A 26,590-nucleotide genomic window follows, 5' to 3' on the forward strand; every position below is an offset into this window, starting at 1 on the left:
ATGCGGCTTTGGTAGATGCGGCCGCGCCCCTCTCCGCCGCCGCCGCGCCGCTCGGCCGCGCGTTAGGCGCGCTCGGAGCGGGAGCGCTGCCGGACGAGGCAGCGGCGCCGGTCACCGAGTGGATAAACTGGAGCCTGCGCCGCATCGCCGAGCACGAGGCCCTTCGCGGCGCACTCGGCGCCGGCGATTCCGACGATGTGCCGCGCGGCCGCGTCACGCTCAGGTACTTGAGCGCGCGCTCGCCGGCCGCCGCCTCGTTAGTCGCGCGCCTCGATGTGCTCGCCCGGCGCGCGTCGGCGTATGCGACGTCGATGGATTTCCGCTTTCTCTTCGACCCGGCGCGCAGGTTGTTCGCCATCGGATACCAGCAGAGCACGCACTCGCTCGACGGATCGTACTACGACCTCCTGGCCTCCGAAGCGCGCCTCGCGAGCTTTATTGCCGTCGCCAAGAACGAGGTCCCGGTGGAGCACTGGTTCCGACTCGGCCGCACGCTCACGCACGCGGCCGGCGCGACGGCGCTCGTGTCGTGGAGCGGCAGCATGTTCGAGTACCTGATGCCGGTGCTCGTGATGGAATCGCTTCCGTTCACGCTGCTCGACCAAACGTATCGCGGCGCAGTGCATCGGCAGATTGCGTACGGCGGAGCACGCGGCGTTCCGTGGGGCGTGAGCGAGAGCGCGTACAACCTGCGCGACCGCAATCTCACGTATCAGTACCGCGCCTTCGGCGTTCCCGATCTCGCGCTCAAGCGCGGGCTGGCTCGCGATCTCGTCGTCGCTCCGTATGCGACGGTGCTGGCGATGATGGTGAATCCGCATGAGGCGCTCGCAAATTTGCGCACGCTCGAGCGCGGCGGCGCGCTCGGATCGTATGGATTCCGCGATGCGCTCGACTACTCGCGTCCCGAGCCGGGCCGGCGGTACGCCGTCGTTAGGACGTTCATGGCGCATCACATCGGCATGGGACTCGTCGCACTCACGAATGTGCTCACCGCCGACGTGTGGCAACGCCGGTTTCACGCCGACCCGATGATGCGCTCGGCGAGCTTGCTGCTACACGAGCGCATTCCGCGACGGCTCGAGCTGCAGGACACGCAGCCGTCGCGTTCCGATGAAGCACGTTCTGCCTCCGACGTGGAGCGCGCGGCGGTTCGTGAGTTCGATACACCGGACACCGTGCAGCCCCACGTCGCCCTGTTAGGACGTGCGCCCTACACGATCATGGTGAGCCATGCCGGCGGCGGCTACAGCCGATTCGAGGATCTCGCCGTCACGCGGTGGCGGGCGGATGGAACGCGAGATCACAGCGGGCAGTTCTGCTACCTCAAGGATATCGCGCGCGGGGCAGTGTGGTCTGCCGCGCATCAGCCGGTGTGCGTCGAGGCCGACCGGTACAAGGCCGTGCTGGCCACCGACCGCGTCACGTTCCACCGCGCCGACGGCGACATCGAAACGCGCACGGAAATCGGCGTTGTCCCTGACGACGCGGCCGAAGTGAGGCGGGTGGTCGTGACCAACAACTCGGATGCGACGCGCGACGTCGAGCTGACGAGTTACGGCGAGATCGTTCTCGCACCGCCCGATGCGGATCGTGCGCATCCGGCGTTCGGGAATCTCTTTATCGAGACCGAGTGGCATGCCTGGTGCTCGGCGATCACGGCCATTCGTCGTCCCCGGTCGGCCAACGAGCGACCGCTGTGGTGTGTCCACGTGGTCGACACCGGCGCGGAGCGCGTCGGCCTAACGAGCTGCGAGACCGATCGTGCGCGGTTCCTCGGCCGCGGCCGTTCGGTTCGCGACCCGGTCGCGCTCGACGTCGATGGACCGCTGTCCGGTACCACGGGCGCCGTCCTCGATCCCATTTTTGCGCTGCGCACGCGTGTTCGATTGGCGCCGGGCCAATCGGCGTCGGTCGCGTTCACGACGCTCGTCGCCACGAGCCGCGAGCGCGCGTTCGAGCTCGCCGGCCGGTATCACGATCCGCACGCCGCGCAGCGCGCACTCGACCTGGCGTGGACATCGGCGCAAGTAGAACTGAACGAGCTCGACATCACTCCTGCAGACGCGGCCTCCTTCCAGGAGTTGGCGGGCTCTCTCTTCTATGCGTGCCCGGAACTGCGCGCTCCCCAATCCGAGCTGCGCCGCAACAACGGGTCGCAGGCCCGCCTCTGGGCTAACGGAATTTCCGGCGACTGGCCGATCGTCCTGGCGACGATCGACTCGGCCGACGGACTGCCGACGCTGCGCCAATTGTTCGCGGCACACCACTTCTGGCGGCGCCACGGTATGACGGTCGATCTCGTCGTGCTGAACGAGCAGCCGCATACGTATCTGCAGGCGCTCAACGAGCAGATCACCGCAACGTTGTTCGCGTCGAGCGACTCGAGCATCACGGACCGGCCCGGCGGCGCGTTCGTGCGCCGACGGGATTTGCTCAGCGCCGCGGATCTGTTGATGCTGCGTGCGACGGCGCGCGTGCACGTGCCGTGCGACGGCCGCTCGCTTGGACGGATCATCGAGGCGTCGAAGCCGGCGGACGAACGCGAAGAGGATGATGGCGGCCCGTTCTTGACGCCGTTGCGGGCATCCGGACGTCGCGCCGCGCAAGCCGTGCGCCCGTTGTGGGATCTGGGTTCTCGTCTGCGCTCGGACGGCAAGGCGAGCGCGGCGCTCGTGTCCGACGTCTCTTCGCACGCGGTCGACGTGAGGGGCGGCGGCCCGTCGCGACCGCTCGACACCAACGGCTTTGGCGGCATCGCACACGACGGCGCGTATCAGATGAGCGTGTACGGCGATCACGTCCCGCCGGCGCCGTGGTCGAACGTGATCGCCAACCCGCACGGCGGTTTCATCGTCACGGAGCGAGGCGGGGGGTTTTCCTGGGCCGGGAGCAGCTATCTTTTTCGCCTAACGCCGTGGCACAACGATCCGGTGAGCGATCCGGTCGGCGACGCGATCTATTTGCAAGACGACGAGACCGGCGACGTGTGGAGCGCGACACCGGCGCCGGTCCAGAATTACACACCGTACGTCGTGCGCCACGAGCCGGGACAGTCGTCGTTCGAGCACGAGCACACGCGGATCAGGACGCATCTCGTGTGCGGCATTGCCGAGAACGACGCGGTCAAGATTTCGGTGCTGCGGCTGACTAACGATGATGGCCGGCGGCGCAGGATCATCCTCACCGCCTACACCGAGCTCACGCTCGGCGTGCTCCGCGAGCACACGCAACATCAGGTGCGAACGTCGTTCGAGGCGGACCTGGGGGCGATCTTCGCGCAGAATACGTTCGATCCCGAGTTCGCCGAATGGGTGGCGTTCACGGCGGTGAGCGAACGCGTGATCGGTCACACCGGCGACCGGAGGGAGTTCCTCGGGCGGAACGGCGCGCCCAATGCTCCGGCGGCACTCGCGCGCGCCGCGACGGGTAGCGGATCCGCGAGCGTCCGGCGGAACCTCCTCGGCGCCGCGGGCGTGGGTCTCGATCCGTGCGCCGCGCTCCAATGCGAAATCGACATCGGGCCCGGAGAAACGCGAGACGTGGTCGTCATCCTGGGCGCGGCGCCGCGCCGCGCCGAGGCCCGGGAGCTCGCGGCGCGATACGGTGACGTTAGGCGAGCACAGTCGGCGGTGGCGCAGACCGTTGCCGGTTGGGCGGAACGGCTTTCGGTGATCACCGTGCGCACACCGGAACCGACCTTCGATGCGATGCTCAACCGATGGACGTTGTACCAGGCGCTCTCGTGTCGCATGTGGGCGCGCTCGGCGCTGTATCAGAGCGGCGGAGCCTACGGGTTCCGCGACCAGCTGCAGGACGTGATGGCGTTCGTCTATGCGGCGCCGGAGTTGGCGCGGGAACACATCGTTCGCGCCGCGGGGCGCCAGTTCATCGAGGGAGATGTGCAGCACTGGTGGCACCCGGGCAGCGGACGCGGTGTGCGAACGCGGTTCTCCGACGACATGGCGTGGCTTCCATACGTCGTCGATCACTACGTGCGCGTCACCGGCGACGCGTCGGTGCTCGATGCATCAGCGCCGTTTCTCACGATGCGGGCGCTCGAGCCGGGCGAGCACGAGGCATACGAGGTGCCGCAGGTGCCGGGGGAGACCGGAACGGTGTACGAGCACTGCATCCGCGCCTTACGGAAGGCGTGCACGGCCGGCGCGCACGGGCTGCCGCTGATCGGGGGCGGCGATTGGAACGACGGCATGAACCGTGTGGGGGTAGAAGGGCGCGGCGAGAGCGTCTGGCTGGCGTGGTTTCTCATCGCCACGCTGCGCGCGTTTGCGCCGGTCGCGGCCGCGCGTGGCGACGCCGCGCTCGCGGACGAATTCCTGACGCAGGCCGGCGCGTACGCGCGCGCCGTCGAGTCAGACGGCTGGGACGGCGAATGGTACCGCCGCGCCTACTTCGACGATGGCACGCCCTTGGGCTCCGCGTTAGGCGACGAATGCCGCATCGATTCGTTGGGCCAGAGCTGGAGCGTGATCTCGGCCGCCGGCGATCAAGAGCGGCAGTCGCGCGCGATGCGCTCGCTGGATGCGCATCTGGTGCGCGACGACGCGCGGCTCGTGCTGCTGCTCACTCCGCCGTTCGACCACACGCCTCACGATCCCGGCTACATCAAGGGCTACCTGCCGGGCGTCCGCGAAAACGGCGGTCAGTATACGCACGCGGCGCTCTGGGCGGCACTCGCAACGGCGCGACGCGGCGACGGTGATCGCGCGTTCGAGATGTTTCAGATGCTCAACCCCCTCACCCGCTCGCGAACGCCGACCGACGTCGACCGATACAAGGTCGAGCCCTACGTCGTAGCCGCCGATATTTATGCGGCCGAGGGACACGTTGGGCGCGGCGGATGGACGTGGTACACCGGCTCCGCGAGCTGGATGTATCGCGTGGGCGTGGAGGCGATTCTCGGTGTCGTGAAGCAGGGTGCGATGCTCTCGATACACCCCTGCCTTCCGCGCGATTGGCGGCAGTATGAAATTCGGTATCGCTATGGACGAAGTCTGTACATCATCGCCGTGCATGTCACAGACGACATCGCGGCCGCCGTTGCCATCAGCGTCGACGGCCAGGTGCTCGACACACCGGCGATCCCGTTGGTGGATGATGGCGCGCAGCATGACGTGACGGTGCAGCTGGGCCGCGCCGGGGCCGCTTTCGTCGAAAAACCCCTAATGACGCAATGAAAAAGATCGGATTCCTGTCCTTCGGTCATTGGACACCGTCGCGCCCATCGGTCGCGCGATCGGCGCGCGATGTCCTTCAGCAATCGATCGAGCTCGCCGTTGCGGCGGAACAACTCGGCGCGGACGGCTCGTACTTTCGCGTGCATCACTTTGCCCAGCAGCTCGGGTCTCCTTTTCCGCTTCTCGCGGCCGTCGCTGCCCGGACGAGTCGCATCGAGATCGGAACGGCGGTCATCGACATGCGGTACGAGAACCCGTTCTACATGGTCGAGAACGCGGGCTCGGCCGATCTGATCAGCAATGGCCGTCTCCAGCTCGGCATCAGCCGAGGCTCGCCGGAACAAGTCATCGAAGGCTGGCGTCACTTCGGCTACACGCCGCCCGAAGGGGGAACCGACGCGGACCTGGGTCGGCGTCATGCGGAAGTCTTTCTCGATCTGCTGCGCGGCGAAGGATTCGCCAAACCCAATCCTCGACCCATGTTTCCCAATCCGCCCGGGCTGCTTCGCCTCGAGCCCCATTCCCCCGGACTCCGCGATCGCATCTGGTGGGGATCGGCGTCTAACGCAACCGCTATCTGGGCCGCGCAGCATGGGATGAACCTCCAAAGCTCCACCCTCAAGGAAGACGAATCGGGCGAACCCTTTCACGTCCAGCAGGCCCGCCAGATCCGCATCTTCCGGCAAGCCTGGACCGACGCCGGGCATACACGCGAGCCGCGCGTCTCGGTGTCCCGCTCGATTTTCGCGCTCATGAACGACCGCGACCGCGCCTACTTCGGCCGCGATGAGTCGAGCGATCAGATCGGGATCCTCGACAACATGCGCGCCATCTTCGGCCGGTCGTATGCGGCCGAGCCGGACGTGCTGGTGGAAGCGTTGCGGGGCGATGAGGCCATCGCTCTAGCCGACACCCTCCTCCTCACCGTGCCTAACACGCTCGGCGTCGAGTACAACGCGCACGTGATCGAGTCGATCCTGACGCACGTGGCGCCCGCGCTGGGCTGGCGATAGCTGGTTGCCCGCCCCCAGGGTCAGGGCTAGTGGTGGCCTGAACCCGGCGGCGGTTTCGGGTTAGGCGCTGGCTTGGGTGCGGGCGGCGGCGGCGAAGGTTTATGCTTCGGGTCAGGCGGCGGCTTCGGTGCCGGTGCCGGTGCCGGTGCCGGCGGCGGCGCGGGAGCAGGCGCAGGCTTCGGCGCCGCAACGGTAACAATGGCCGCGCTCCCGGACGCGTTGCCACTTCTTGCCGTGATGATTGCGGCGCCCGCGCCGACCGCTTTCACGACGCCCTCGGCGGACACGGTCGCCGCCGACGGCGTCGCCGAGGTCCACGCGATCGGCGCGCCCTGGATCACGCGGCCTCTCTCGTCCTTCACCTTGGCAGTCAACGTGGTGCTCTTACCCACGGTGAGCGTGGCAGAAGCCGGTGTGATCATGACGGTCACGGCGACGGGCGCGTGCACGACGACCACGGCGCTCGCGGACTGCCCGTCGCTGGTCGCGGTGATGGTGGCTGCGCCGGCCGCCACGCCGGTGACGAGTCCACTGGCATTCACCGTGGCGACGTTAGGCGACTTGCTGTTCCACGCCACCGTCCGGCCGGCGAGCGGCTCATGGTTCTCGTCGAACGGCGTCGCGGTCAGTTGTGCGCTACCGGGCAGCACGATGGTGTCGCGGCCCGGAGACACCGACACCGACGCCACGCGCGGCGGGAGCACCGTGATGGTCGAAATGCCGGACGCGCCGCCGGCGCTCGCGGCGATCTGCACGGTCCCCTGCGCGCGGCCGGTCACGACGCCGGCGTCGGACACCGTTCCCACTGACGCGTTTCCAGTGTTCCAGAAAACTCGTTGGCCGGAGATGGTCTGGCCGCCCGGGCTCGTCACCGTTGCCTGCAGGGCGGTGGTCTTGCCGACCGCGACGGTGTCGACGGAGGGCGAGACCTTCACCGACCCCACCGGTCCGTTAGGCGACGTGCTCGAGCTGCACGCCGCGGTCGCGAACGCGAACCACGCGGCAGCGGCGATTGCGGCGAAACGGGACAGACCTGGCATCAGACGCGTGACGGGTCGGGCCGGCTGGGCGTTGGCGCAACGCCGGCTGTTCACCCGGCCAACCTTTGCAAGGCATGCGCCGCGAGGTGGGGCAAGCGTGCGCTGACGCGGCGCCGAGCATCGGGCCAATGCGTACCCGATTTTGTGGACACCGCAATGACCCCCGGGGTAGCTTCAGCTCTCGGCGCCCGAGCGAATAGAGCGTCGTCGCGCTACCTTTCAGTCTCAACCGCACTCGAACACACATGACCGTCCTCGTCGTCGGCTCCATTGCGCTCGACTCGGTAGAAACGCCCTTCGGCCGCGCCGAGAACGTGCTCGGCGGCTCGGCGGTCTTCTTCGCGGCATCGGCAAGTTTGCTCACCGACGTCCAGATGGTGGGCGTCGTGGGCAGCGACTACCCGGTGGACCAACTGGACGTTTTGGCCGAGCGCGGCGTGGACCTCACGGGGATCGAACGCGCCCAGGGCGAATCATTTCGCTGGCGCGGCCGCTACCGCCACGATCTGAATACGGCCGAAACGCTCGAGACCCGGCTCGGCGTCTTCTCGCACTTTCGTCCCAAGATTCCCGAAGCGTTCCGCGACGCGCCGTTCGTCTTCCTCGGCAACATCGATCCGCGGCTCCAGTTGGACGTGCTGCAACAGGTGCACAAGCCGCAGCTCGTGGCGTGCGACACGATGAACTTCTGGATCGAAAGCCGCCGTAGCGACCTCCTCGAGCTGCTCGGCCACGTGGATCTCGTCACGCTCAACGACGCCGAAGCGCGCCAGCTCACCGAGGAAGCGAACCTCGTGAAGGCGGCGCGCTGGATCCAGTCGCACGGCCCCAAGACCGTGATCATCAAGAAGGGCGAGCACGGCGCGCTCATGTTCGGACCCAGGAGCGTGTTCTTCTCGCCGGCCTTTCCGTTAGAAAACGTGTTCGACCCCACGGGCGCGGGCGATTCGTTCGCCGGCGGGTTCATCGGCTATCTCGCGCGCTGCGGCACCGTCACCGACACGAATCTCCGCCGGGCCGTGGTGTACGGCTCGGCCATGGGGTCGTTCGCCGTCGAGCGCTTCTCGATCACGCGGTTCCTCGAGATCGGCGAAGACGACATCGCGGCGCGCGTGCAGGAGTTCCATCGGTTAGTCAGCGTCGAGCAGGAGATTCCGGCGTGAGCGTGCCGCTCGACTACCGCGACGCCGGGGTCGACATCGACGCGGCCGACGCGGCCAAGCAGCGCATCAAGGCGCTGGTCGAGTCGACGTTCACGGCCGGCGCGCGCGGGAAGTTCGGCGGATTCGGCGGACAGTTCCGCGTGCCGCCGGGGATGCGCGCGCCGGTGCTGGTGTCGAGCGCCGACGGCGTGGGAACCAAGATCAAGGTGGCGATCGAGGCGAATCGCCACGACACGATCGGCCACGACCTGGTGAACCACTGCGTGAATGACATCCTGGTGCAGGGCGCGCTGCCGCTGTTCTTTCTCGACTACGTGGCGTTCGGCGTGCTGGTGCCCGAGGTGGTCGAGAGTGTGGTGCGCGGCGTGGCGGCGGGCTGCCGGGAGAACAAGTGTGCGCTGGTGGGCGGCGAGACGGCCGAGATGCCGGGGGTGTACACGCCGCCCGACTACGATCTGGCGGGGTTCATCGTGGGCTGCGTCGAGGAAGACGCGGTGCTGGGCGCCGAGCGGGTTCGGGTAGGCGATCGGCTCATCGGGCTTGCCAGCTCGGGACTGCACACGAACGGCTATTCGCTGGCCCGCAAGATCGTGTTCGAGCGGATGCGCCTAACGGTGGGCGCCCGGTTTCCGGGCGAAGACGGATCGGTGGCCGACGTGCTGCTCCGCGTCCATCGCTCGTATCGCGCGGCGCTCGAGCCGGTGCTTCACCTGGTGCACGCCATGGCGCACATTACCGGGGGCGGTCTCACGGGAAACGTGAATCGGGCGCTGCCGCCCAGCATGGATGCGGTGGTCCGGACGGCGTCGTGGCCGGTGCCTAACGTATTCCAAGTGCTGGCGCGCGGGGGCGATGTGCCGCGGGCCGAGATGTTCCGGGCGTTCAACATGGGGGTCGGGATGGTCGTGTTCGCGGCGCCCGGCGCCCAGGCCGACGTGATCGCCGCCGCGCGCGCGTGTTCGATCGACGCGTGGGAGTTAGGCGAGGTGCGCGCCGGTACGGGGCAGGTGACTCTGGCGTAGTCCAAGGAGGGGTCGAGCATGCAGCGTATCTGGTTCGTCTTCGCAGTTGCCGCAGCGATCGCCGCGCCGTCGGTGGGGGCGCAGGGGGTCGAGAATCCGCAGTGCAACCAGGTGATCGTGGCGACCGGTCCCGCGGGCGGTCCCGTCCGCAGTGAAGTGGCCGGCGGCGACGGATGCCAGAAGGCGGTGGACCTGTACCAGTACTTGAACACGCAGTTGGGCACGCTCGTCGCCGGCGGCAACGCGACGTTGGGCCAGGGTGGCACGTTAGGCGGGCTGGGCCACTTCAGCATCGGCGCGCGGGTGAACCTGCTCAACGCGAGCATCCCCGACGTGCAGGGCGTGAACGTCGGGCCGGGCGCGCCCGAGGCCAGCGGATACACGACCAACAACAAGACGGTCGTGTTCCCGGAAATCGACGGCGCGTTGGGCGTCTTCCGCGGCTTCCCGATCGGGCTCACGTACATCGGGGGACTCGACGCGCTCGTCAGCGCCTCGTATCTGCCGTCGGTAGAGCAGACGGGCGTGCGCATCGGCCATCCCACCGGCGCCATCCGGTTCGGCTACGGCGTTCGGTTAGGCCTGCTTCAGGAGACGGCGCTCACGCCGGGCATCTCCGTCACCTATCAGGAACGGAGCCTGCCCATGACGTCGATCTTCGCCACCGCCAGCTCCACGGAAAGCTTTTCCGTGCGCGACCTGGATCTTCGCACCAAAGCCTGGCGGGTCGTGGCCAGCAAGAATCTGCTCTGGGTGAGCCTCGCCGCGGGCTTCGGCCGCGACTACTACGACGCGAGCGCCAAGCTCACCTCCACAGTAGATGGCCAAGCGCAGCCGACGCCGGTGGCGCTCATGGTGAGCCCCACCCGCACCAGCATCTTCGGCGACGTCTCGCTCAACGTGATTCCGTTCGTGAAGCTGGTGGCCGAGTTAGGCAGAGTGTCCGGCGGCTCGGTGCGCACCTTCAACACGTTCGCCGACGACGTCAACCAGTCGCGCTGGTACGGGTCGATCGGCGCCCGCCTTGCGTTCTGACCGCCTAACGGAAACCCCGGCCGCGCGGCGCGATCGCGCGTTCATGCGCCGGGCGATCGACCTGGCCAAACGCGGCTGGGGCCAGACGGCGCCGAATCCCATGGTCGGCGCCGTCGTCGTTCGCGGCGACCACATCGTCGGCGAAGGCTGGCACGCGCGGTTCGGCGAACCGCACGCCGAGGCCGCGGCACTCGACGCCGCGGGACCGCTGGCCAAAGGCGCCACCGTATACGTGTCGCTCGAGCCGTGCGCGCACCAAGGCAAGACGCCGCCGTGCACGCGCGCCCTGATCGAGGCCGGCGTGTCGCGCGTCGTGATCGGCGCCCTGGACCCGAACCCGAAAGCGTCGGGCGGCGCGTCGCGCCTGCGCGATGCCGGCATCGACGTCGTTACAGGAATCGAGAAGCGCCGAGCGCTCGAGGTCGACCCCGCGTTTTTCTTTTCGTTCGGCGCGAACCGCCCGTGGATCACGCTCAAGCTGGCGCTCACGATCGATGGCGCCATCGCCGACGCCGCCGGCTGCTCGCGCTGGATCACCGGCCGCCGCGCTCGCGCCGCCGCGCACGAACTGCGCGCCGGCCACGACGCGGTGGCGGTCGGCATCGGCACGGTGCTGTCCGACAACCCACAGCTCACAGTTCGGGACGCACCCGCGCCGCGCATTTCCCCGCGCCGCGTTATCTTCGACCGCCACGCACGCACGCCGCTCGACTCGGCGCTCGTTCGCACCGCGCGCGACGTCCCGGTAATGGTCGTGGCCGAGCATCCCCCGGCCCGCGCTGCGCGCGCGTTGGAGGCGGCCGGGGTCACGGTGCTGCGGACGAGCTCGCTATATAATGGATTGGAACATCTGAAGTCGGAGGGTATCCGATCGCTGCTTGTCGAGGGCGGAGCGCGACTTACGGGTGCGCTCATGGAGCAATCTCTGATCGACCGTTTGGTTATCTTTCAGGGTCCTATCGTACTCGGCTCGGGAGCGCAGAATGCGTTCGCGTTCACGAACGGAACACCCATTGGACAGGCGCACCGGTTTCGAGTGCTCGAACGACGCGCATTCGGCGACGACAGCATGATCGTGTGCAGGCGGACTACAGGCGGACAACGCCGGACAGAGCCTGAGAACAGCGAAAGGCGGACAAGACGGACAAGGCCGGACAGAGCTTGAGAATCCCCGGTAGGCAGACGACGCGCAGCCGCGCCGGGATCAACAAAGACGCTGCTTGAGGTAAGGCAGAGAAAGCGCGGGCGTAAGCGCCCGAGAAATAACTCCTGGAACAATCACTTATGTACTCCGTGTTGCATACGTCTAAGCTTTTTCTCCGGCTCTGTCCGGCCTTGTCCGGCTTCAGTCCACGTGTCGCTGTTCTCCGGCTTTGTCCGGCGTTGTCCGCCTTCAGTCGGCCCTAACGTGTTCACCGGCATCATCTCCGACATTGGCACCATCGAACGGGTAGCGGACGTTCCGGCTGGCCGCGAGCTGCGCGTGCGCTCCGCGTTTGTCCGCCTGTCGGGAGGTGAGAGCATCGCGCTCAATGGCGCGTGCCTAACGGTACGCGAGCATGGTGACGGGTGGTTCAGCGTGGCGGCCGTGGTCACGACGCTCGAGCGCACGGAGATCGGCTCGTGGGAGCCGGGGACGCGCGTCAACCTCGAGCGTGCGCTCCGGGCGGGCGACAGGTTAGGCGGGCATCTCGTGCAGGGACACGTGGACGATACCGGCACCGTCGTCGGCGCGCGCACCGAGGGCGACGCGCGGCTGGTGGACGTCCGCCTTCCGCGGGAGCTGGCCGACCTCGTGGTGCCGCACGGATCGATTGCGCTGGACGGCGTGAGCCTTACCGTGAACGACATGCCGGCGGTCGATGTGGTGCAGGTGTCGCTCATCGACTACACGCTGCGCCACACCACGCTGGGCGATCTCGCGCCTGGGCGGCGCGTGCACGTCGAAGCGGACGTGATCGGCAAGTACGTGCAGCGGCTCGTGGCCCCATACCTCGCGGCGGTGCGCTGACCATGCCCTTCGGAACCGTCGAGCAGGCCATCGCCGACATCGCCGCCGGCCGCATGATCATCGTGGCCGACGACGAGGATCGCGAGAACGAAGGTGATCTCATCTGCGCCGCCCAGCTGGTGACGCCGGAGATCATCACCTTCATGGCCAAGCGCGCCAGCGGTCTGATCTGCCTCGCGCTCACCGGCGAGCGCTGCGACCAACTCGGCCTAACGTTAGTCAGCGAGAACAACATCGACGCCTATCGCACGGCGTACACGCAGAGCATCGACGCCGCGCCGCGATTCGGCGTGACCACCGGCATCTCGGCGCAGGACCGCGCGCGCACCATTCAGGTGGCGGTGGATCCGGCGTCGCTGCCCGGCGATCTGCGCTACGGCGGGCACATCCAGCCGCTGCGCGGGCGCGATGGCGGCGTGCTGCAACGCGTCGGCCATACCGAAGCGGCCATCGATCTGGCGCGGCGCGCCGGGTTGTACCCGGCGGGCGTGATCTGCGAGATCCTGCGCGACGAGGATGGCCAGCCCGCGCGCCGGCCCGAGCTCGAGCAATTCGCCGAGCGGCACGGGCTCACGTTCATCACCGTCGCCGAAGTGGTGGCGCACCGGCTCAAGACCGAGCGGTTGGTGCACCGGGTGGCCGAGGCGCGGCTGCCGACGGAGTGGGGCGAGTGGCGCATCAGCGGCTACCGCAACGACGTCGACCAGCACGAGCACATCGCCCTCGTGTTCGGCGACGTGCACGACGGCGAGCACGTGCTGGTGCGCATGCACTCCAAGTGCCTAACGGGAGACGTGTTCGGCTCGCTGCGCTGCGACTGCGGCTGGCAGCTCCAGGCCGCCATGCAGATGATCGCCGAGGAAGGCCGGGGCGTGGTGGTGTACCTGGATCAGGAAGGGCGGGGCATCGGACTGCTCAACAAGCTCAAGGCGTACGAGCTGCAGGACGGCGGCGCCGACACGGTCGAAGCGAACGAGCGGCTCGGATTCAAGCCCGACCTGCGCAACTACGGCATCGGCGCGCAGATTTTGCTCGACCTGGGGCTCAAGTCCATCCGGCCGCTGACCAACAACCCGCGCAAGCTCGTCGGGCTCGAGGGCTACGGCCTGACGGTGGACGAGCGCGTCCCGATTCGCGCGCCGGCCACGAGCGAGAATCGCGACTACCTCGAAACCAAGCAGACGAAGCTCGGACACCTGCTCGCGCACTGATGCCCGAATTCGCCGGAACTCCCGTTGGGCAAGGCCGCCGGATCGCGGTCGTGGTCAGCCGGTTCAACGAAGCCGTCACCCAGTGCCTGGTGGACGGCGCGATGGACGCGCTGACGCGCCACGGCGTCGCCTACGATGACATCGACGTGGTGTGGGTGCCGGGCGCGTGGGAGCTGCCGGCCGCGGCGCGCGCGCTGCTCGCGTCCGAGCGATACCACGCGCTGGTTGCGTTGGGCGCGGTGATCCGCGGCGACACGCCGCACTTCGATGTCGTCGCGCGCGAGTCGACGAGCGGCCTCGCCAACGTCGCCGCCGAATACGACACGCCGGTCACGTTGGGCGTGCTCACGTGCGACACGATGGAGCAAGCGGCGGCGCGCGCCGGGGGCACGCACGGCAACAAAGGGTGGGACGCCGCGATTGCCGCGCTCGAGATGGCGGACCTGCTCGACCGGTTGAACGTGGCGGATGAGGGTTGAGACGCGCGCCCGCGCGCGGGCGCTCCAGGCGGTGTACGCATGGGATGTGCGCGGGGCCGGCAGCCAGGGGAACGCCGCCCTGCCGCGCGTGGCCGAGCGGATGTGGGACGACCTGGCGCTCGCCCGGCCGCTGCGGGACCGTGCGATGGCCTTGGTGCGGGCGGTGGCGGCGGAGGAGCGGGCGATCGATGCGGACCTCACGGACGTGACCACCAACTGGCGCCTCGATCGGTTAGGCGCCGTGGAGCGATCCATCTTGCGGTTAGGCGCAGCGGAGCTGCGGCTGGGCGCCACGCCCCCGAAGGTCGTCGTGCAGGAGTCCGTTAGGCTGGCCGAGCGTTTCGCCGGGGAGGACAGCGCGCGGTTCGTCAACGGCGTGCTCGACGCGCTCGCCCGTCGGTCAGGCAAGTTGTGAGCGCGCCCGCACGGCCGCTCCGCATCCTGCTCGTCAACTGGCAGGACCGCGAGAACCCGCAGGCCGGCGGCGCCGAGACCCATCTCCACGAAATCTTCGGCCGGCTGGCCGCGGCCGGCCACCGCGTCACGCTGCTCTGCAGCGGTTGGGACGCTTGCGCGCCGCGCACGGTGCTCGACGGCATCGATGTCCATCGCGTCGGTACTCGGTATACGTTTCAGTTCATGGCGCGTCGATATTACAAGCGCCACCTGGCGGCAGCAGGCGATGATGTGCTGGTCGAGGACATCAACAAGATTCCGTTGTACACCACGCGCTGGACGACGCGGCCGGTGATGGCGTTGGTCCCGCATCTTTTCGGCACCACGGCATTTCAGGAGGTGTCGTACCTGATGGCCGGCATGGTCTGGGCGCTCGAGCGCCCGCTCGTCCACTACTACAACAACGCGCCGTTCGAGGCGATCAGCGAGAGCACGGCGGAGGATCTGGTGGCGCGCGGCATCGCGCGCTCGCGCATCCGCGTCATCTATCCGGGGATCGACTCCACGAATTACACGCCGGCGCCGGCACCGGGGGCTCGCGCTCGCCAACCGCTGTTCGTCTATCTCGGACGGCTCAAACGCTACAAGCGCGTGGATCTCATCATTCGCGCGTTCGCGGCGATGCAGCACCCGACCGCCGCGCTGGCGATCGCAGGGACCGGCGATTACCGGCCGGAGTTGGAACGGCTCTCGCAGTCGCTTGACCTTGGAGGCAGGGTACGGTTTCTTGGGTTCATCGATGACGCAACGAAGTTGTCCCTGGTGCGCGAAGCATGGGCGCTCGCGCTGACATCGCCAAAGGAGGGATGGGGGATCACCAACTTCGAGGCAGCGGCCTGCGCGACGCCGGTCGTGGCGTCGGATTCGCCGGGGTTGCGCGAGTCGGTGCGCGACGGGGAGACCGGGTTTCTGGTGCCGCATGGAGACATTCCGGCGCTGACGGCGGCCTTTGCGCGCCTGGCGGCGGATCCCGCGCTCGTCGAACGGCTCGGCGCCAACGGGCGCCGCTTCGCGGAGCGGTTCACCTGGCCGGACGCCGCGCGCCTAACGGAACAACATCTCGGGGAGATCGTTGGAGCGTCGAAGGAGGGGTAGCCCTGTGGACATCACCGTACAAGCCCATCACATGGAACTTTCCAACATGCTGCGGACGCGCGCCGAACGCGTGATCGGCCGGCTCGGCTCGCTGCTCCATCGGCCGGTGGACGCGACCGTGCGCTTCGAGCAGGACGGCAGCACGCGCAAGGTCGAGATCGTGTTGCACACGCCGCGGCGCCGCGCCCTGGTCGGCGCGGCGCGGCATCGGAGCGCCGGTATTGCGTTAGCCGAAGCAGCGCGGCGCGTCGAAGCGCAGATCCTGCGCCTCAAGCGGCCCGCGAACGAGCGGCGCCCGAAAACGGCGCGCGCGTGACCAAACCGCTCACGGTGGCGCGTCTGCTCGACCTGCTGCGCGATACGCTGCAGCTCGAGCTCGTCGGCGATGGCGCGGGACTGGACCGGGTGATCTCGGTGAACGAGGTCTCGAGCCCCGGCCTCGTGCTGGCGGGGTTCGTCGAGCGCTTTCCATCCAAGCGGATGCAGGTATTCGGCGAGACCGAGATCACGTATCTCCTGTCGCTGCCGGAAGACCGCCGCCGCATGGTGCTCGAGCGGTTCTTCTCGTTCGACGTCCCGTGCGCGGTGGTCACCAAGCGGCTGGATGTGCCTAACGAGATGCGCGACATCGCCGCCAGCCACGGCGTCGCGGTGCTGCGGTCGAGCCTCAAGACCACCGAGTTTTACCGCCGCGTCAAGCCGGCGCTCGACGAGGAATTTGCGCCGAGCACCACGCTGCACGCGTCGCTGGCCGACGTCTACGGCGTCGGGCTGCTGTTCGTTGGGCGAAGCGGCATCGGCAAATCGGAGTGCGTGCTCGATCTGGTCGAGCGCGGACACCGGCTGGTGGCCGACGACATTGTGATCGCCACCCGCCGCGGCAACGACGTGCTCATCGGACGCGGGCACGAGCTGCAGCGGCACCACATGGAGATTCGCGGCGTCGGCGTGATCGACATTCCATCGGTGTTTGGCATCCGCTCGGTGCGCCAGCAGAAGCGCATCGAGGTGGTGGTGCAGCTCGAGCACTGGGATCAGGCGGATCAGGTGGATCGCACCGGACTCGACGGGGCGACGGCGACCATTCTCGACGTGCCGATTCCGCGCGTGACGATTCCGCTCAACCCGGGAAAAAACATCACGGTGGTGGCGGAGGTGGTCGCGATGAACCATCTGCTGCGCTACAGCGGGATCAATGCCGCCGAAGCGTTCAACGAACGACTCATGAGCCGCATGCGCGCCGCGTCCGACGTGCGGCAATATCTGGCGGAAGACGATGAGTGAGACTGCGAGCCCGCCGACGCCGGCGGGTCCCAAGGCGATCGTCCTCGCGCACGGCACGGTGGCCGAAGCGCTGGTGGAGGCGGTCGATCTGATCACCGGACGCGGCGACCGGTTCTCGCCGCTCTCCAACCAGAATCTGGGCGCGGCGCAGATCGACGCGCTGCTGCGCGAGCGCATCGATGCGTTAGGCGCGCGCGTCATCTTCACCGACTTGCCCGCGGGCAGCTGCAACTTTGCCGCCTGCCGGGTGCTCAAGGACCGGCCCGATCTGATCGTCGTGACCGGCGTCAATTTGCCGGCGCTGCTGCAGTACGCGCTGCGCGACGGCGTGTCCGACGCGGATGCGATAGCGGCCGCCGTCGAGCGCGGCGGGAGCGCGCTGCGCGTGCTCACGGGGCGCCCGCGTGCCAATTGAGCTCTACCGCATCGACGATCGCCTGATTCACGGCCAGGTGATCGTCGGCTGGGGCCAGCCGATGGACCTGGGGTTCGTGGTGCTGGTGGACGATGAGGTGGCGGGGAGCGAGTGGGAGCGCGAGCTGTACCGCATGGGCGTACCGCCGGAGGTGGCGCTGTACTTCGCGTCGGTGGACGACGCGGTGGCGCACCTGGCGGAGTGGCGGGCCGATCCGCGGCACGGCATCCTGCTCACGGGCGACGTGGACACCATGCGCCGCCTAACGGAGCGGGCGCCGGCGATCCGCGAGGTGAACGTCGGCGGCATCCACCATCGCCCGGGCCGCACGGAGCGGCTGCGCTACCTGTTCCTGAGTCCGGAGGAAGAGCAGGCGCTGCGCGCGATGGACGCGCGCGGCGTCACGGTCACCGTGCGCGACGTGCCGTCGGCGCGCGCGATGCGGTTAGGCGAGCTGGCGGGCGCCCGCTCGGCATGATCGCCGCCGCCCAGCTGCTCCCGTTCTCGCTCCTCGGCGCCCTGTTGGGCGCGGACGTCGTGAGCTTCCCGCAGGCGATGCTGTCGCGGCCGATCGTCGCCGCGACGTTAGGCGGCGCGCTGGCCGGCAACGTCGCCGCCGGCGTGCTCACCGGCGCCGTGCTCGAAATGGTCGCCATGGAGACGCTGCCCGTGGGCGCATCGCGCTATCCGGAGTGGGGCAGCGCCTCGCTCGTCGGCGGCGCCATCGCCGGATCCCACCTCGTGATGCGCCCGGGCGCCATCATTCTGGGCGTGTTCGTAGGCATCGCGACGGCCTGGGCCGGCGGGTGGAGCATGTACGCGCTGCGACGCCTCAACGGGGTGTGGGCCGAGCGCGCGCTCCCGGCCATGGAAGCGGGATCCCGGCGCGCCGTGATGACGCTCCAGATCAGGTGCCTAACGGCGGACCTGCTCCGTGCCGCGATCGTCACCGCCATCGCGCTCCTGGTGTGGACGCCGATCAACGACTTCGTGCTGGCGCACTGGACCGTGGGGCGCGCGGCGTCGCATTCGATTCTCGCCGCGGCGGCAGCCGCGGTGGCGGGAGGCGCGATCTGGCGGCAGTCGCACGGCGCGGCCGGATCGAAATGGTATCTCCTGGCCGGCGCCGTGTTGGGCGTCGTGCTGGTGATCGTCGCGTGACCGGGCCCGATCGCGCCCCGACGGCGATCGCGCCCGCGCTCTCGTGGAGCGCGCGCATCGCCGTGTTCACGCGCATGTTCGCCGTGCAGGGCTCGTGGAACTACGAGACCATGCTCGGCCCGGGCATCGGGTTTTGCGCCGAGCCGGCGCTGCGCGAGCTGCCGGGCGGTCCGGACGGTCCGGCCTACAAGGACGCGCTCGCGCGCGAGACGCGATACTTCAACGCGCACCCGTATCTCGCGGCGGTGGCGATCGGCGCGCTCGTGCGCGCCGAGCTCGAAGGCAGGCCGGCGGCGCAGATCGAACGCTTTCGCACCGCGATGTGCGGTCCGTTGGGCAGCCTCGGGGACCGGCTCGTGTGGGCGGGATGGCTTCCGTTCTGCTCGCTCGTCGCGCTGCTCGCGTTCGGCTTGCGGGCATCGCCGTTGGTCATCGTGATTCTGTTTCTCGGCTTGTACAACGCCGGGCACGTTGCGCTGCGCGCCTGGGGCGTGAACACGGGATGGCGCGGCGGTCTGCGCGTCGCCGCATCGCTCGGCAGCCCCTTGCTGCAGCGCGGGCCGCAGTATCTGGCGCGCGCCGTGCTGTTCCTGGCCGGACTGGCGCTCCCGTTAGCCATTGCCCGCGTGATCGGCCGGCGCGGGTTGGAGATTCCGTCGCACGACTGGACGATCGCGTTGCCGCTCGCGGCGCTCTTCGCGATCGTCCTGGCCGCGCTTCTCGTCCGCCTGCCCGCGCGCGTAGAAGGATGGCGCGCCGCGCTGGTGGTGCTCGCCGTACTGATCCTCATCTCGATCGCCAGATGATCATGGAACGCTCCGTTAGGATCGTGAACAAGAACGGCCTGCACGCGCGCCCCGCGGCGGAACTGGTGAAGACCGCGTCGAAGTTCCAGAGCGAGATCACGATGGTGCGCGACGATCTCGAGGTGAACGGCAAGAGCATCATGGGCGTGATGATGCTGGCGGCCGAGTGCGGCGCCGAGCTGGTGGTGCGCGCCGATGGGCCGGACGCGGAGCAGGCGGTGCAGGCGATCGCAGATTTGGTGGCGCGCAAATTCGGCGAGCAATGAAGCCGGACAGTACGGACGGAGCCGGATACGGCTGAAGGCGGACAGGGCGGACACGCCGGACACGACCGGACGAAAAGCTGAAGGCGGACAAGACGGGACACGCCGGAGACGACCGGGCGAACTCTTGAGATTTTGTCGACTGATTTCTCGGGAAATAGAAATGGATATCAATTCCGTTAGAACAAAACTCAATTCGTTGGCGGCATTCGGGTGTGGGGCTGTGAAAGCTCACGTCCAGGCGTGCCTAGTCGTGTCACGCCGTGTTCGCCTTCAATCTTGTCCGCCTTTAGCCGCTTATCCGGCCGTGTCTGGCTCTGTCGGTTTTGTCCGCCTTCAGCTTTCTCGTCCGGCCGTATCCGGCGCTGTCCGTTTTGTCCGCCTTCAGCTTTTCGTCCGGCCGTGTCCGGCTTTGTCCGGACGTGTCCGCCTTCAACTTTTCGTCCGGCCGTGTCCGGCCGTGTCCCGCCGTGTCCGCCTGTAAGCTGGACGGGATTCCCGCGTCGCCCGGCATCATTCTGGGCACGGTGCACCTCCTCTTGTGGGAGGTGCCCGAGGTGCCGCAGCGCATCGTCGGTGACGACGAGATCGAGCCGGAGATCGCGCGCTTTCACGCGACGCTGGAGCGCGCGCGCGAGCGGCTGCGCCGGGTGCGTGCGCGTGCAGCGGGGCAGGCCGGCGAAGAAGAAGCGCGCATCTTCGACGCGCAGCTCTTCATCCTCGAGGACACGGAGCTCATCGGGCGCGTGGAGGGGCTGGTCAGGCAGAATCTGAGCGCCGAGTCGGCGTTCGAGATCACCATGTTGGAGTGGCGGCACCATTTCGCGCGGCACGCGTCGCCGATGATGCGGGAGCGCGTGGGCGACATCACCGACGTGCAGATCCGCGTCTTGTCGCTGCTGTTAGGCCTGCCCGATCACGACCCGGTGGACCTGCCCAAGGGCGCGAACGCGATCCTGGTGACGCACGATCTGACGCCGAGCCTGACAGTGCAGCTGGATCGGGACGCGATCGCGGCGATCGCGACCGACGCCGGCACGCACGTGTCGCACGTGGCGATCCTCGCCCGATCGTTAGGCATCCCGGCGGTGGTCGGGCTGCGCCGCGCCACCCAGACCTTGCGGGGCGGCGAGCGCGCCATCCTCGACGGCGGCGCGGGCACGCTCGTGATCGAGCCCAGCGACGAGGAGATCTCGGCCTTCAAAGAGCGCTCGCGGCGCGAGGTGGCCATGGCCGAGCAGCTCGCGGGACTCACGGGCGTCGAGCCCGTCACGCGCGACGGCATTCGCCTAACGCTGCGCGCGAACGTCGACCTGCCCGACGAAGCGTCGGCGGCCGTCACCAGCGGCGCCGACGGCGTCGGGCTCATGCGCACCGAATTCCTCATGGTGGGCCGCACCACGCTGCCCGACGAGGAGGAGCAGTACCGCGCCTATCGGCGCGTCGTGCAGGCGTTCGCGCACCATCCCGTCGTCATCCGCACCTTCGACATCGGCGGCGACAAACTCCCCGTCGGCGGATATCCCACCGAGGCGAATCCCTTCCTCGGCTGGCGCGCCATCCGGATGTGCCTCGACGAACAGGACATCTTCCTGGTCCAACTGCGCGCGCTCCTCCGGGCCGCCACGCACGGCGACCTGCGCATCATGCTGCCGCTCGTCGTGAGCGTCGACGAAGTGCGCCGCACGCGCGCCCTCATCGCGCAAGCGGCCGCCGAGCTCGCCCAACGCGGGGTCCCGTACCGCGACGACGTCCCGCTCGGCGTGATGGTCGAAACGCCGGCGGCGGCGATCGCAGCGGACACATTCGCCGGCGACGCGTCGTTCTTCAGCATCGGGACCAACGATCTCACCCAGTACACGCTCGCCGTCGACCGCGGGAACGCGAACATCGCCAACCGCTTCACGCCGCTGCACCCCGGCGTACTGCGGTTGATTTACCGCACCGTGCGCATTGGCGCCGAGCACGGCATCGATGTCACCGTGTGCGGCGAGATGGCCTCGCAACCGCTCATGGCCTTCGCACTCATCGGACTCGGCGTGCGCCAGCTGAGCGTGGCGCCGCGCGCCGTGCCGCTCGTGAAACGCCTCGTCTGCGCGATCACCGTGGCCGATGCCGAGCAGGCCGCCAACGAGGCGCTGGCCGCACGCACGGCGCACGATGCCCAACGCATCCTCGCGCACCACCTCACGGAAACCGCCGCAGGCGATCCATTCCTGCGCGATGGAAGCGTTGCGTAAGCCTGAACGGACGGCCTGTCCCCTCCATTAAGACGTCCGGCCTTGTCCGGCCTTGTCCGGCTGGTCCGCTCTTTTGAGTCCTCCGGCCGTCTCCGGCGTTGTCGGACCTGTCCGCCTTCCGGGTTGTCCGACTTCTCCTCTGCCTGTATCATTCGACCGTCATTTCACTCTCGATCAGACGCTGAGCCGCTTGCGACGGCTGCGCTGGAGATTCGCGTGCCCGAGCGCTTCCTTTTTACCTCGGAATCGGTAACCGAGGGCCATCCGGACAAGATTGCCGACCAGATCTCCGATGGAGTCCTGGACGCGATCCTCGCCGAAGATCCTGCTGCACGGGTCGCGTGCGAAACGCTCGTCACGACCGGTCTTGCCTGCGTAGCCGGCGAGATCACCACCTGCACGTACGTCTCGATCCCCGACATCGTCCGCTCGACCATCGCCGACATCGGCTACACCGATGCGACGTTCGGTTTCGACTACAAGACGTGCGCGGTGTTGAGCACCATCGATCGGCAGTCGCCGGACATCGCAATGGGCGTGGACACCGGCGGCGCGGGCGACCAGGGCATGATGTTCGGCTACGCGACCGACGAGACGCCCGAGCTCATGCCGATGCCGCTCCAGCTCGCGCACGCGCTCACGCGTGCGTTAGCCGAGCGGCGCAAATGCGGCGACCTGCCGTGGCTCAGGCCCGACGGGAAAGCGCAGGTCACCGTCGAGTACGAGAATGGACGTCCGGTGCGCATCCCGACGGTGGTCGTGTCGACGCAACACGCCGACGCGATTTCGACCGAGAATCTGCGAACCGCGATCGTCGCGAGCGTCATCGTGCCGACGCTGCCGCCCGAGATGTTCGACGCGCGGCGCGCGGCCATCCATGTCAACCCGACCGGACGATTCGTGGTCGGCGGTCCGCAGGGCGACGCCGGCCTAACGGGACGCAAGATCATCGTCGACACCTACGGCGGCGCAGCGCGACACGGCGGCGGCGCGTTCAGCGGCAAGGACCCATCCAAGGTCGATCGATGCGCGGCGTACGCGGCGCGCTGGGTCGCCAAGAACATCGTGGCCGCCGGACTCGCGCACCGCTGCGAGCTGCAGCTGGCCTACGCGATTGGCGTGCGGGATCCCGTGAGCGTGATGGTCGACACGTTCGGCACGGCAACCGTCGACGAGCACAAGATCGAACGCGCCGTGCGGGAGGTGTTCGACCTCACGCCGCGCGGGATCATCGAAGCGCTGGGTCTTCGCGCGCCGATCTATCAGCGCACGGCGTCGTACGGGCACTTCGGCCGCGAGGCGTGCACGACACAGCGCGGCGGCCGCGACGTCACGTACTTTTCCTGGGAACGCACCGATCGCATCGAAGCCCTGGGCCGCGCGATTTGACGCTCGGCCGCTCCACGCGGCACGGCAATCGCTGCGCTCTTTCGGGTCGACGCGTCTCTTCACCCCTTTCCGGACCACGCATGGCCACCATCGCCAAGTCGGAATCCCGTTCTGCCTCGCACGACGTTCGAGATCTGAACCTCGCCGATCACGGGCGCCAGCGCGCCGAGTGGGCCGAGCGTTCGATGCAGGTGCTGCGGCAGATCCGGGAGCGGTTTGCGAAAGAGCGGCCGCTCGAGGGCAAGCGCGTGTCGGCATGTCTGCACGTCACGAGCGAGACCGCGAACTTGATGATCACGCTCAAGGCCGGCGGTGCGGACATCGCGTTGTGCGCGTCGAATCCGTTGTCGACGCAGGATGACATCGCCGCACACCTGGTGCGCGACTACGGCATCAAGGTGTTCGCGATCAAGGGCGAGGACAACGACACGTACTACGAGCACATCCGCGCCGCGATCGCGCACGAGCCCGAGATCACGATGGACGACGGCGCCGACGTCGTCGGCGCGATCCACATGATTGCGTTAGGCAGACTGGATGACCTGCCGGAGTCGGTGCGCCGGTGGGTGGAAGGCCTGGATGGCGCGCGGCGCAAGGCGCTCGTGTCCCGTGTGTTAGGCAGCACGGAGGAAACCACCACCGGCGTCATCCGCCTCAAGGCGATGGCCAAGGACAAGGTGCTGCAATTCCCGGTGATCTCGGTGAACGACTCGTTCACCAAGCATCTGTTCGACAATCGCTACGGCACCGGCCAGTCGACCGTCGATGGCATCATTCGCGCGACCAACCTGCTGCTCGCCGGCTCGACCTTCGTCGTCGCCGGCTACGGCTGGTGCGGGCGCGGCGTGGCCATGCGCGCGCGCGGCCAGGGCGCCAACGTCGTGGTGACCGAGATCGATCCGCTCAAGGCGCTGGAAGCCACCATGGATGGATACCGCGTCATGACGATGGCCGAAGCAGCGCCGATCGGCGACATCTTCTGCACGCTCACCGGCAACACCAGCGTCATCCGCGCCGAGCATTTCACCGTCATGAAAGACGGGGCGGTGGTCTGCAATTCGGGCCACTTCAACGTGGAAGTGGACATCCCGGCGTTGGCCAAGCTGGCCGGGGGCAAGTCACGGGACGTGCGGCCGTTCGTCGAGGAATACGTGGTGCGCGGCAAGCGGATTTTTCTGCTGGGCGAGGGGCGGCTCATCAACCTTGCTGCAGCCGAGGGACACCCGGCGAGCGTGATGGACATGAGCTTCGCGAACCAATCGCTGGCCGCGGAGTATCTGGTACAGAAGGGAGCGAGTCTGTCGCGCGACGTGCACCGCGTGCCGGAAGCCATCGATCGCGAGATCGCCCGGCTCAAACTCGCCGCGGTCGGCGCGAACATCGACGTGCTGACGGACGAGCAGAAGAAGTACCTGGCGTCGTGGGACATGGGTACGTGACGCCTCCAGGGAGGCACTCATGGTTGAAGTCAAGGTGGCCCGTCTCGGGCTCGATAGCGTGTCCAACTCGTACGTCGTCATTCTTCAGGAAAAGGAAGGCGAGCGGCTTCTGCCGATCTGGATCGGTCAGCCGGAGGCGGAGTCGATCGTGATGGAAATGCAGAAGATCAAGCCGCCGCGGCCGCTCACACACGACCTGTGCAAGCGGCTGATCCTCGGCATGGGCGCGTCGCTCCAGCGCGTGCAGATCACGAAAGTGCAGGAGAACACGTATTACGCGGAGCTGCATCTCCATCGCGGCGACGACGTGTTCCACATCGACGCGCGTCCATCGGACAGCATTGCGATTGCGCTGCGGCTGGCGGCGCCGATTTTCGCACAGGAATCGCTGCTCACCGAGATTTCCGTCGAAGATGCGGACGAGACGACGAGCGCCGGCGACGCGAGCGGCGTGTCGTTCGCGGGTCCGGAGCCCGACTACGGGCAGCACGACCTGTCGGCCGAGCAGCTCAAGGCGTATCTGGAAAAGATGCGTCCCGAGGACTTCGGCAAACTCAACCTGTGACGGCCGCGTCTGGTGCCTAACGGAACGGCGCATCGCACGGGGGCGGCCGCGTTGAGCGGCCGCCTTTCTCTTGGCTGGTTGCGCGGCGCGCTGGCGGTCGGGCTCGCCATCGCCGCCGTTGCGGCGCCCCCTCCCGCACGCGCGCAGGGCTCGACGAGTCTGTTAGGCCCGGACACGAGCACCGCGCCTGATACGCTGCCGCGCCTGGTCAGCGGCCGCGTGGTGCGGCCGGACTCGACCGATTCCAGCGCCGTCACCGGTGTGCCGGGCATCTGGGTGACACTGCACCGCGTCGGATCCGACACCGCGGGGCCGATCGACTCGATGCGCACGGCGGCCGGCGGCAGGTACCAATTCCGGTACCGGCACACGGGGCGCGCTGACGCGATCTACTTCGTGTCGGCGTCATACGCCGGCATCGCGTACTTCTCGCTGCCGCTGCTCACGCCGCGCGTCACCGGCGACAGCGCCGAAATCATCGTGTACGACACGACCTCGCGAACGTTTCCGCTCACGGTTCGCGGGCGCCACGTAATCGTGTCGGCGCCCAACGTCGACGGGTCGCACGACATCGTCGAGGTGTACGAGATCACGAACGACAGCGGGATCACCGCGATCTCGCGCGACGATGCGCACCCGACGTGGACCGCGCTGCTGCCGCCGGGCGCCATCGGTTTCTCCGTTGGGCAGAGCGACATCTCGCCGCGCGCGGTGCGCGACGCGGGCGGGCGCGTCGAGGTGGTGGCGCCGATCGCGCCGGGGCTCAAGCAGCTCTCGTTTTCGTACCGTGTGCCGGCCAAGGATTTTCCGCTCTCCATTCCGATGACGAAACCGGTGAGCGTGCTCGAGGTGCTCACCGAAGATCCGCGGGCCACGGTGAGCGCGCCCAACCTCAAGGCCGAGGCCGCGGTGGCGATCGAGGGGCGCAAGTTCGCGCGCTACGTTGGGCAGAACGAGCCGGCGGATGCGGTGCTGCGGGTGGACAGTCCGGCGAGCGGCACGCCGTCGCATCAACAGCGGTATCTGGCAATCCTCGCCATCGCGCTGGGTGTCGCGATGCTCGGCGCGTTGACGTTCGTGTTCGCGCGGCGCCGCGCGCCGCGGATCGCGATCGTTGGGCATCCGGCGGAGACGCCGGCGGACGGAGACGCGGAACGATTGGCGCGCGAGATCGCGTCGCTGGATGCGCAGTTTGAGCAGCAAGCGGAGCCGTCGAGCGATGCGCGCGCGGAGTACGAGCAGCGCCGCGATGCGCTCAAGCGATCGCTGGCGCGTGCGCTTGACGCGCGCCGCACGCGAGCGTAG

The 26,590-nt window shown here is 68.1% G+C and carries 24 protein-coding genes; 23 read left to right on the top strand and 1 reads right to left on the bottom strand.

The window, feature by feature from the left end:
* Positions 1–8: 8 nt before the first annotated feature.
* Both VFW04_03900 and VFW04_03905 read left to right on the top strand, forming a co-directional pair.
* Entirely contained in the window at positions 9–5,198 is a 5,190-nt protein-coding gene (locus VFW04_03900) for a glucoamylase family protein (GenBank protein HEX5178448.1), read from the top strand.
* Positions 5,195–6,211, top strand: coding sequence for an LLM class flavin-dependent oxidoreductase (locus VFW04_03905; GenBank protein HEX5178449.1), 1,017 nt, complete (start codon positions 5,195–5,197; stop codon positions 6,209–6,211). Before VFW04_03900 ends, VFW04_03905 begins: the two co-directional genes overlap by 4 nt.
* A gap of 26 nt (positions 6,212–6,237) precedes the next feature.
* Here VFW04_03905 and VFW04_03910 read toward each other — a convergent pair whose 3' ends face one another.
* A complete protein-coding gene (locus VFW04_03910; protein HEX5178450.1) occupies positions 6,238–7,251 on the bottom strand; it encodes an Ig-like domain-containing protein in 1,014 nt (337 codons plus the stop codon).
* A gap of 245 nt (positions 7,252–7,496) precedes the next feature.
* On the opposite strand from VFW04_03910, the gene VFW04_03915 reads away from it, so the two are divergent.
* The 21 genes from VFW04_03915 to VFW04_04015 all read left to right on the top strand — a co-directional run bounded on the left by VFW04_03915 (position 7,497) and on the right by VFW04_04015 (position 26,590).
* Positions 7,497–8,414, top strand: a complete 918-nt coding sequence (locus tag VFW04_03915; protein ID HEX5178451.1) for a PfkB family carbohydrate kinase — start codon at positions 7,497–7,499, stop codon at positions 8,412–8,414.
* Positions 8,411–9,436 (top strand): phosphoribosylformylglycinamidine cyclo-ligase, encoded by a 1,026-nt coding sequence (purM, locus tag VFW04_03920; GenBank protein ID HEX5178452.1) that lies wholly within the window; start codon positions 8,411–8,413, stop codon positions 9,434–9,436. Before VFW04_03915 ends, purM begins: the two co-directional genes overlap by 4 nt.
* Before the next feature lie 18 nt (positions 9,437–9,454).
* Positions 9,455–10,471 carry a hypothetical protein gene (locus tag VFW04_03925; GenBank protein HEX5178453.1) on the top strand — a complete coding sequence of 339 codons (1,017 nt, stop codon included), beginning with the start codon at positions 9,455–9,457 and terminating at the stop codon, positions 10,469–10,471.
* Entirely contained in the window at positions 10,461–11,636 is a 1,176-nt protein-coding gene (gene ribD / locus VFW04_03930; GenBank protein HEX5178454.1) for a bifunctional diaminohydroxyphosphoribosylaminopyrimidine deaminase/5-amino-6-(5-phosphoribosylamino)uracil reductase RibD, read from the top strand. The genes VFW04_03925 and ribD overlap by 11 nt, the downstream gene beginning before the upstream one ends.
* Positions 11,637–11,879: 243 nt before the next feature.
* Positions 11,880–12,482, top strand: a complete 603-nt coding sequence (locus tag VFW04_03935) for a riboflavin synthase (GenBank protein HEX5178455.1) — start codon at positions 11,880–11,882, stop codon at positions 12,480–12,482.
* A gap of 2 nt (positions 12,483–12,484) precedes the next feature.
* Positions 12,485–13,693 carry a bifunctional 3,4-dihydroxy-2-butanone-4-phosphate synthase/GTP cyclohydrolase II gene (locus VFW04_03940; GenBank protein HEX5178456.1) on the top strand — a complete coding sequence of 403 codons (1,209 nt, stop codon included), beginning with the start codon at positions 12,485–12,487 and terminating at the stop codon, positions 13,691–13,693.
* Positions 13,693–14,172, top strand: coding sequence for a 6,7-dimethyl-8-ribityllumazine synthase (gene ribH, locus VFW04_03945; GenBank protein HEX5178457.1), 480 nt, complete (start codon positions 13,693–13,695; stop codon positions 14,170–14,172). The genes VFW04_03940 and ribH overlap by 1 nt, the downstream gene beginning before the upstream one ends.
* A complete protein-coding gene (nusB, locus tag VFW04_03950; GenBank protein ID HEX5178458.1) occupies positions 14,162–14,587 on the top strand; it encodes a transcription antitermination factor NusB in 426 nt (141 codons plus the stop codon). Before ribH ends, nusB begins: the two co-directional genes overlap by 11 nt.
* The gene (locus VFW04_03955) at positions 14,584–15,723 is read left to right on the top strand and encodes a glycosyltransferase family 4 protein (GenBank protein ID HEX5178459.1); all 1,140 of its coding nucleotides are present in this window, start codon (positions 14,584–14,586) and stop codon (positions 15,721–15,723) included. The genes nusB and VFW04_03955 overlap by 4 nt, the downstream gene beginning before the upstream one ends.
* A gap of 4 nt (positions 15,724–15,727) precedes the next feature.
* Positions 15,728–16,039, top strand: a complete 312-nt coding sequence (locus tag VFW04_03960) for an HPF/RaiA family ribosome-associated protein (protein ID HEX5178460.1) — start codon at positions 15,728–15,730, stop codon at positions 16,037–16,039.
* Positions 16,036–17,007, top strand: a complete 972-nt coding sequence (gene hprK / locus VFW04_03965; protein ID HEX5178461.1) for an HPr(Ser) kinase/phosphatase — start codon at positions 16,036–16,038, stop codon at positions 17,005–17,007. Before VFW04_03960 ends, hprK begins: the two co-directional genes overlap by 4 nt.
* Entirely contained in the window at positions 17,000–17,422 is a 423-nt protein-coding gene (locus VFW04_03970; GenBank protein ID HEX5178462.1) for a hypothetical protein, read from the top strand. Before hprK ends, VFW04_03970 begins: the two co-directional genes overlap by 8 nt.
* A complete protein-coding gene (locus tag VFW04_03975; protein HEX5178463.1) occupies positions 17,412–17,900 on the top strand; it encodes a PTS sugar transporter subunit IIB in 489 nt (162 codons plus the stop codon). Before VFW04_03970 ends, VFW04_03975 begins: the two co-directional genes overlap by 11 nt.
* On the top strand, positions 17,897–18,583 hold the full coding sequence (locus VFW04_03980; protein HEX5178464.1) for a PTS sugar transporter subunit IIC: 687 nt from the start codon (positions 17,897–17,899) through the stop codon (positions 18,581–18,583). The genes VFW04_03975 and VFW04_03980 overlap by 4 nt, the downstream gene beginning before the upstream one ends.
* The gene (locus VFW04_03985) at positions 18,580–19,389 is read left to right on the top strand and encodes a PTS system mannose/fructose/sorbose family transporter subunit IID (protein HEX5178465.1); all 810 of its coding nucleotides are present in this window, start codon (positions 18,580–18,582) and stop codon (positions 19,387–19,389) included. Before VFW04_03980 ends, VFW04_03985 begins: the two co-directional genes overlap by 4 nt.
* Positions 19,386–19,655: an HPr family phosphocarrier protein gene (locus VFW04_03990; protein ID HEX5178466.1), complete on the top strand. Its 270-nt coding sequence runs from the start codon at positions 19,386–19,388 to the stop codon at positions 19,653–19,655. Before VFW04_03985 ends, VFW04_03990 begins: the two co-directional genes overlap by 4 nt.
* A gap of 467 nt (positions 19,656–20,122) precedes the next feature.
* Positions 20,123–21,892, top strand: a complete 1,770-nt coding sequence (gene ptsP / locus VFW04_03995; GenBank protein HEX5178467.1) for a phosphoenolpyruvate--protein phosphotransferase — start codon at positions 20,123–20,125, stop codon at positions 21,890–21,892.
* A gap of 216 nt (positions 21,893–22,108) precedes the next feature.
* The gene (gene metK / locus VFW04_04000; GenBank protein ID HEX5178468.1) at positions 22,109–23,281 is read left to right on the top strand and encodes a methionine adenosyltransferase; all 1,173 of its coding nucleotides are present in this window, start codon (positions 22,109–22,111) and stop codon (positions 23,279–23,281) included.
* A gap of 80 nt (positions 23,282–23,361) precedes the next feature.
* Positions 23,362–24,720, top strand: a complete 1,359-nt coding sequence (gene ahcY, locus VFW04_04005; GenBank protein ID HEX5178469.1) for an adenosylhomocysteinase — start codon at positions 23,362–23,364, stop codon at positions 24,718–24,720.
* Between the two features lie 19 nt (positions 24,721–24,739).
* On the top strand, positions 24,740–25,285 hold the full coding sequence (locus VFW04_04010) for a bifunctional nuclease family protein (GenBank protein HEX5178470.1): 546 nt from the start codon (positions 24,740–24,742) through the stop codon (positions 25,283–25,285).
* 12 nt (positions 25,286–25,297) lie between these two features.
* On the top strand, positions 25,298–26,590 hold the full coding sequence (locus VFW04_04015; GenBank protein HEX5178471.1) for a hypothetical protein: 1,293 nt from the start codon (positions 25,298–25,300) through the stop codon (positions 26,588–26,590).

It is taken from the genome of Gemmatimonadaceae bacterium (assembly GCA_036273715.1).
Taxonomy (GTDB): domain Bacteria; phylum Gemmatimonadota; class Gemmatimonadetes; order Gemmatimonadales; family Gemmatimonadaceae; genus JADGGM01.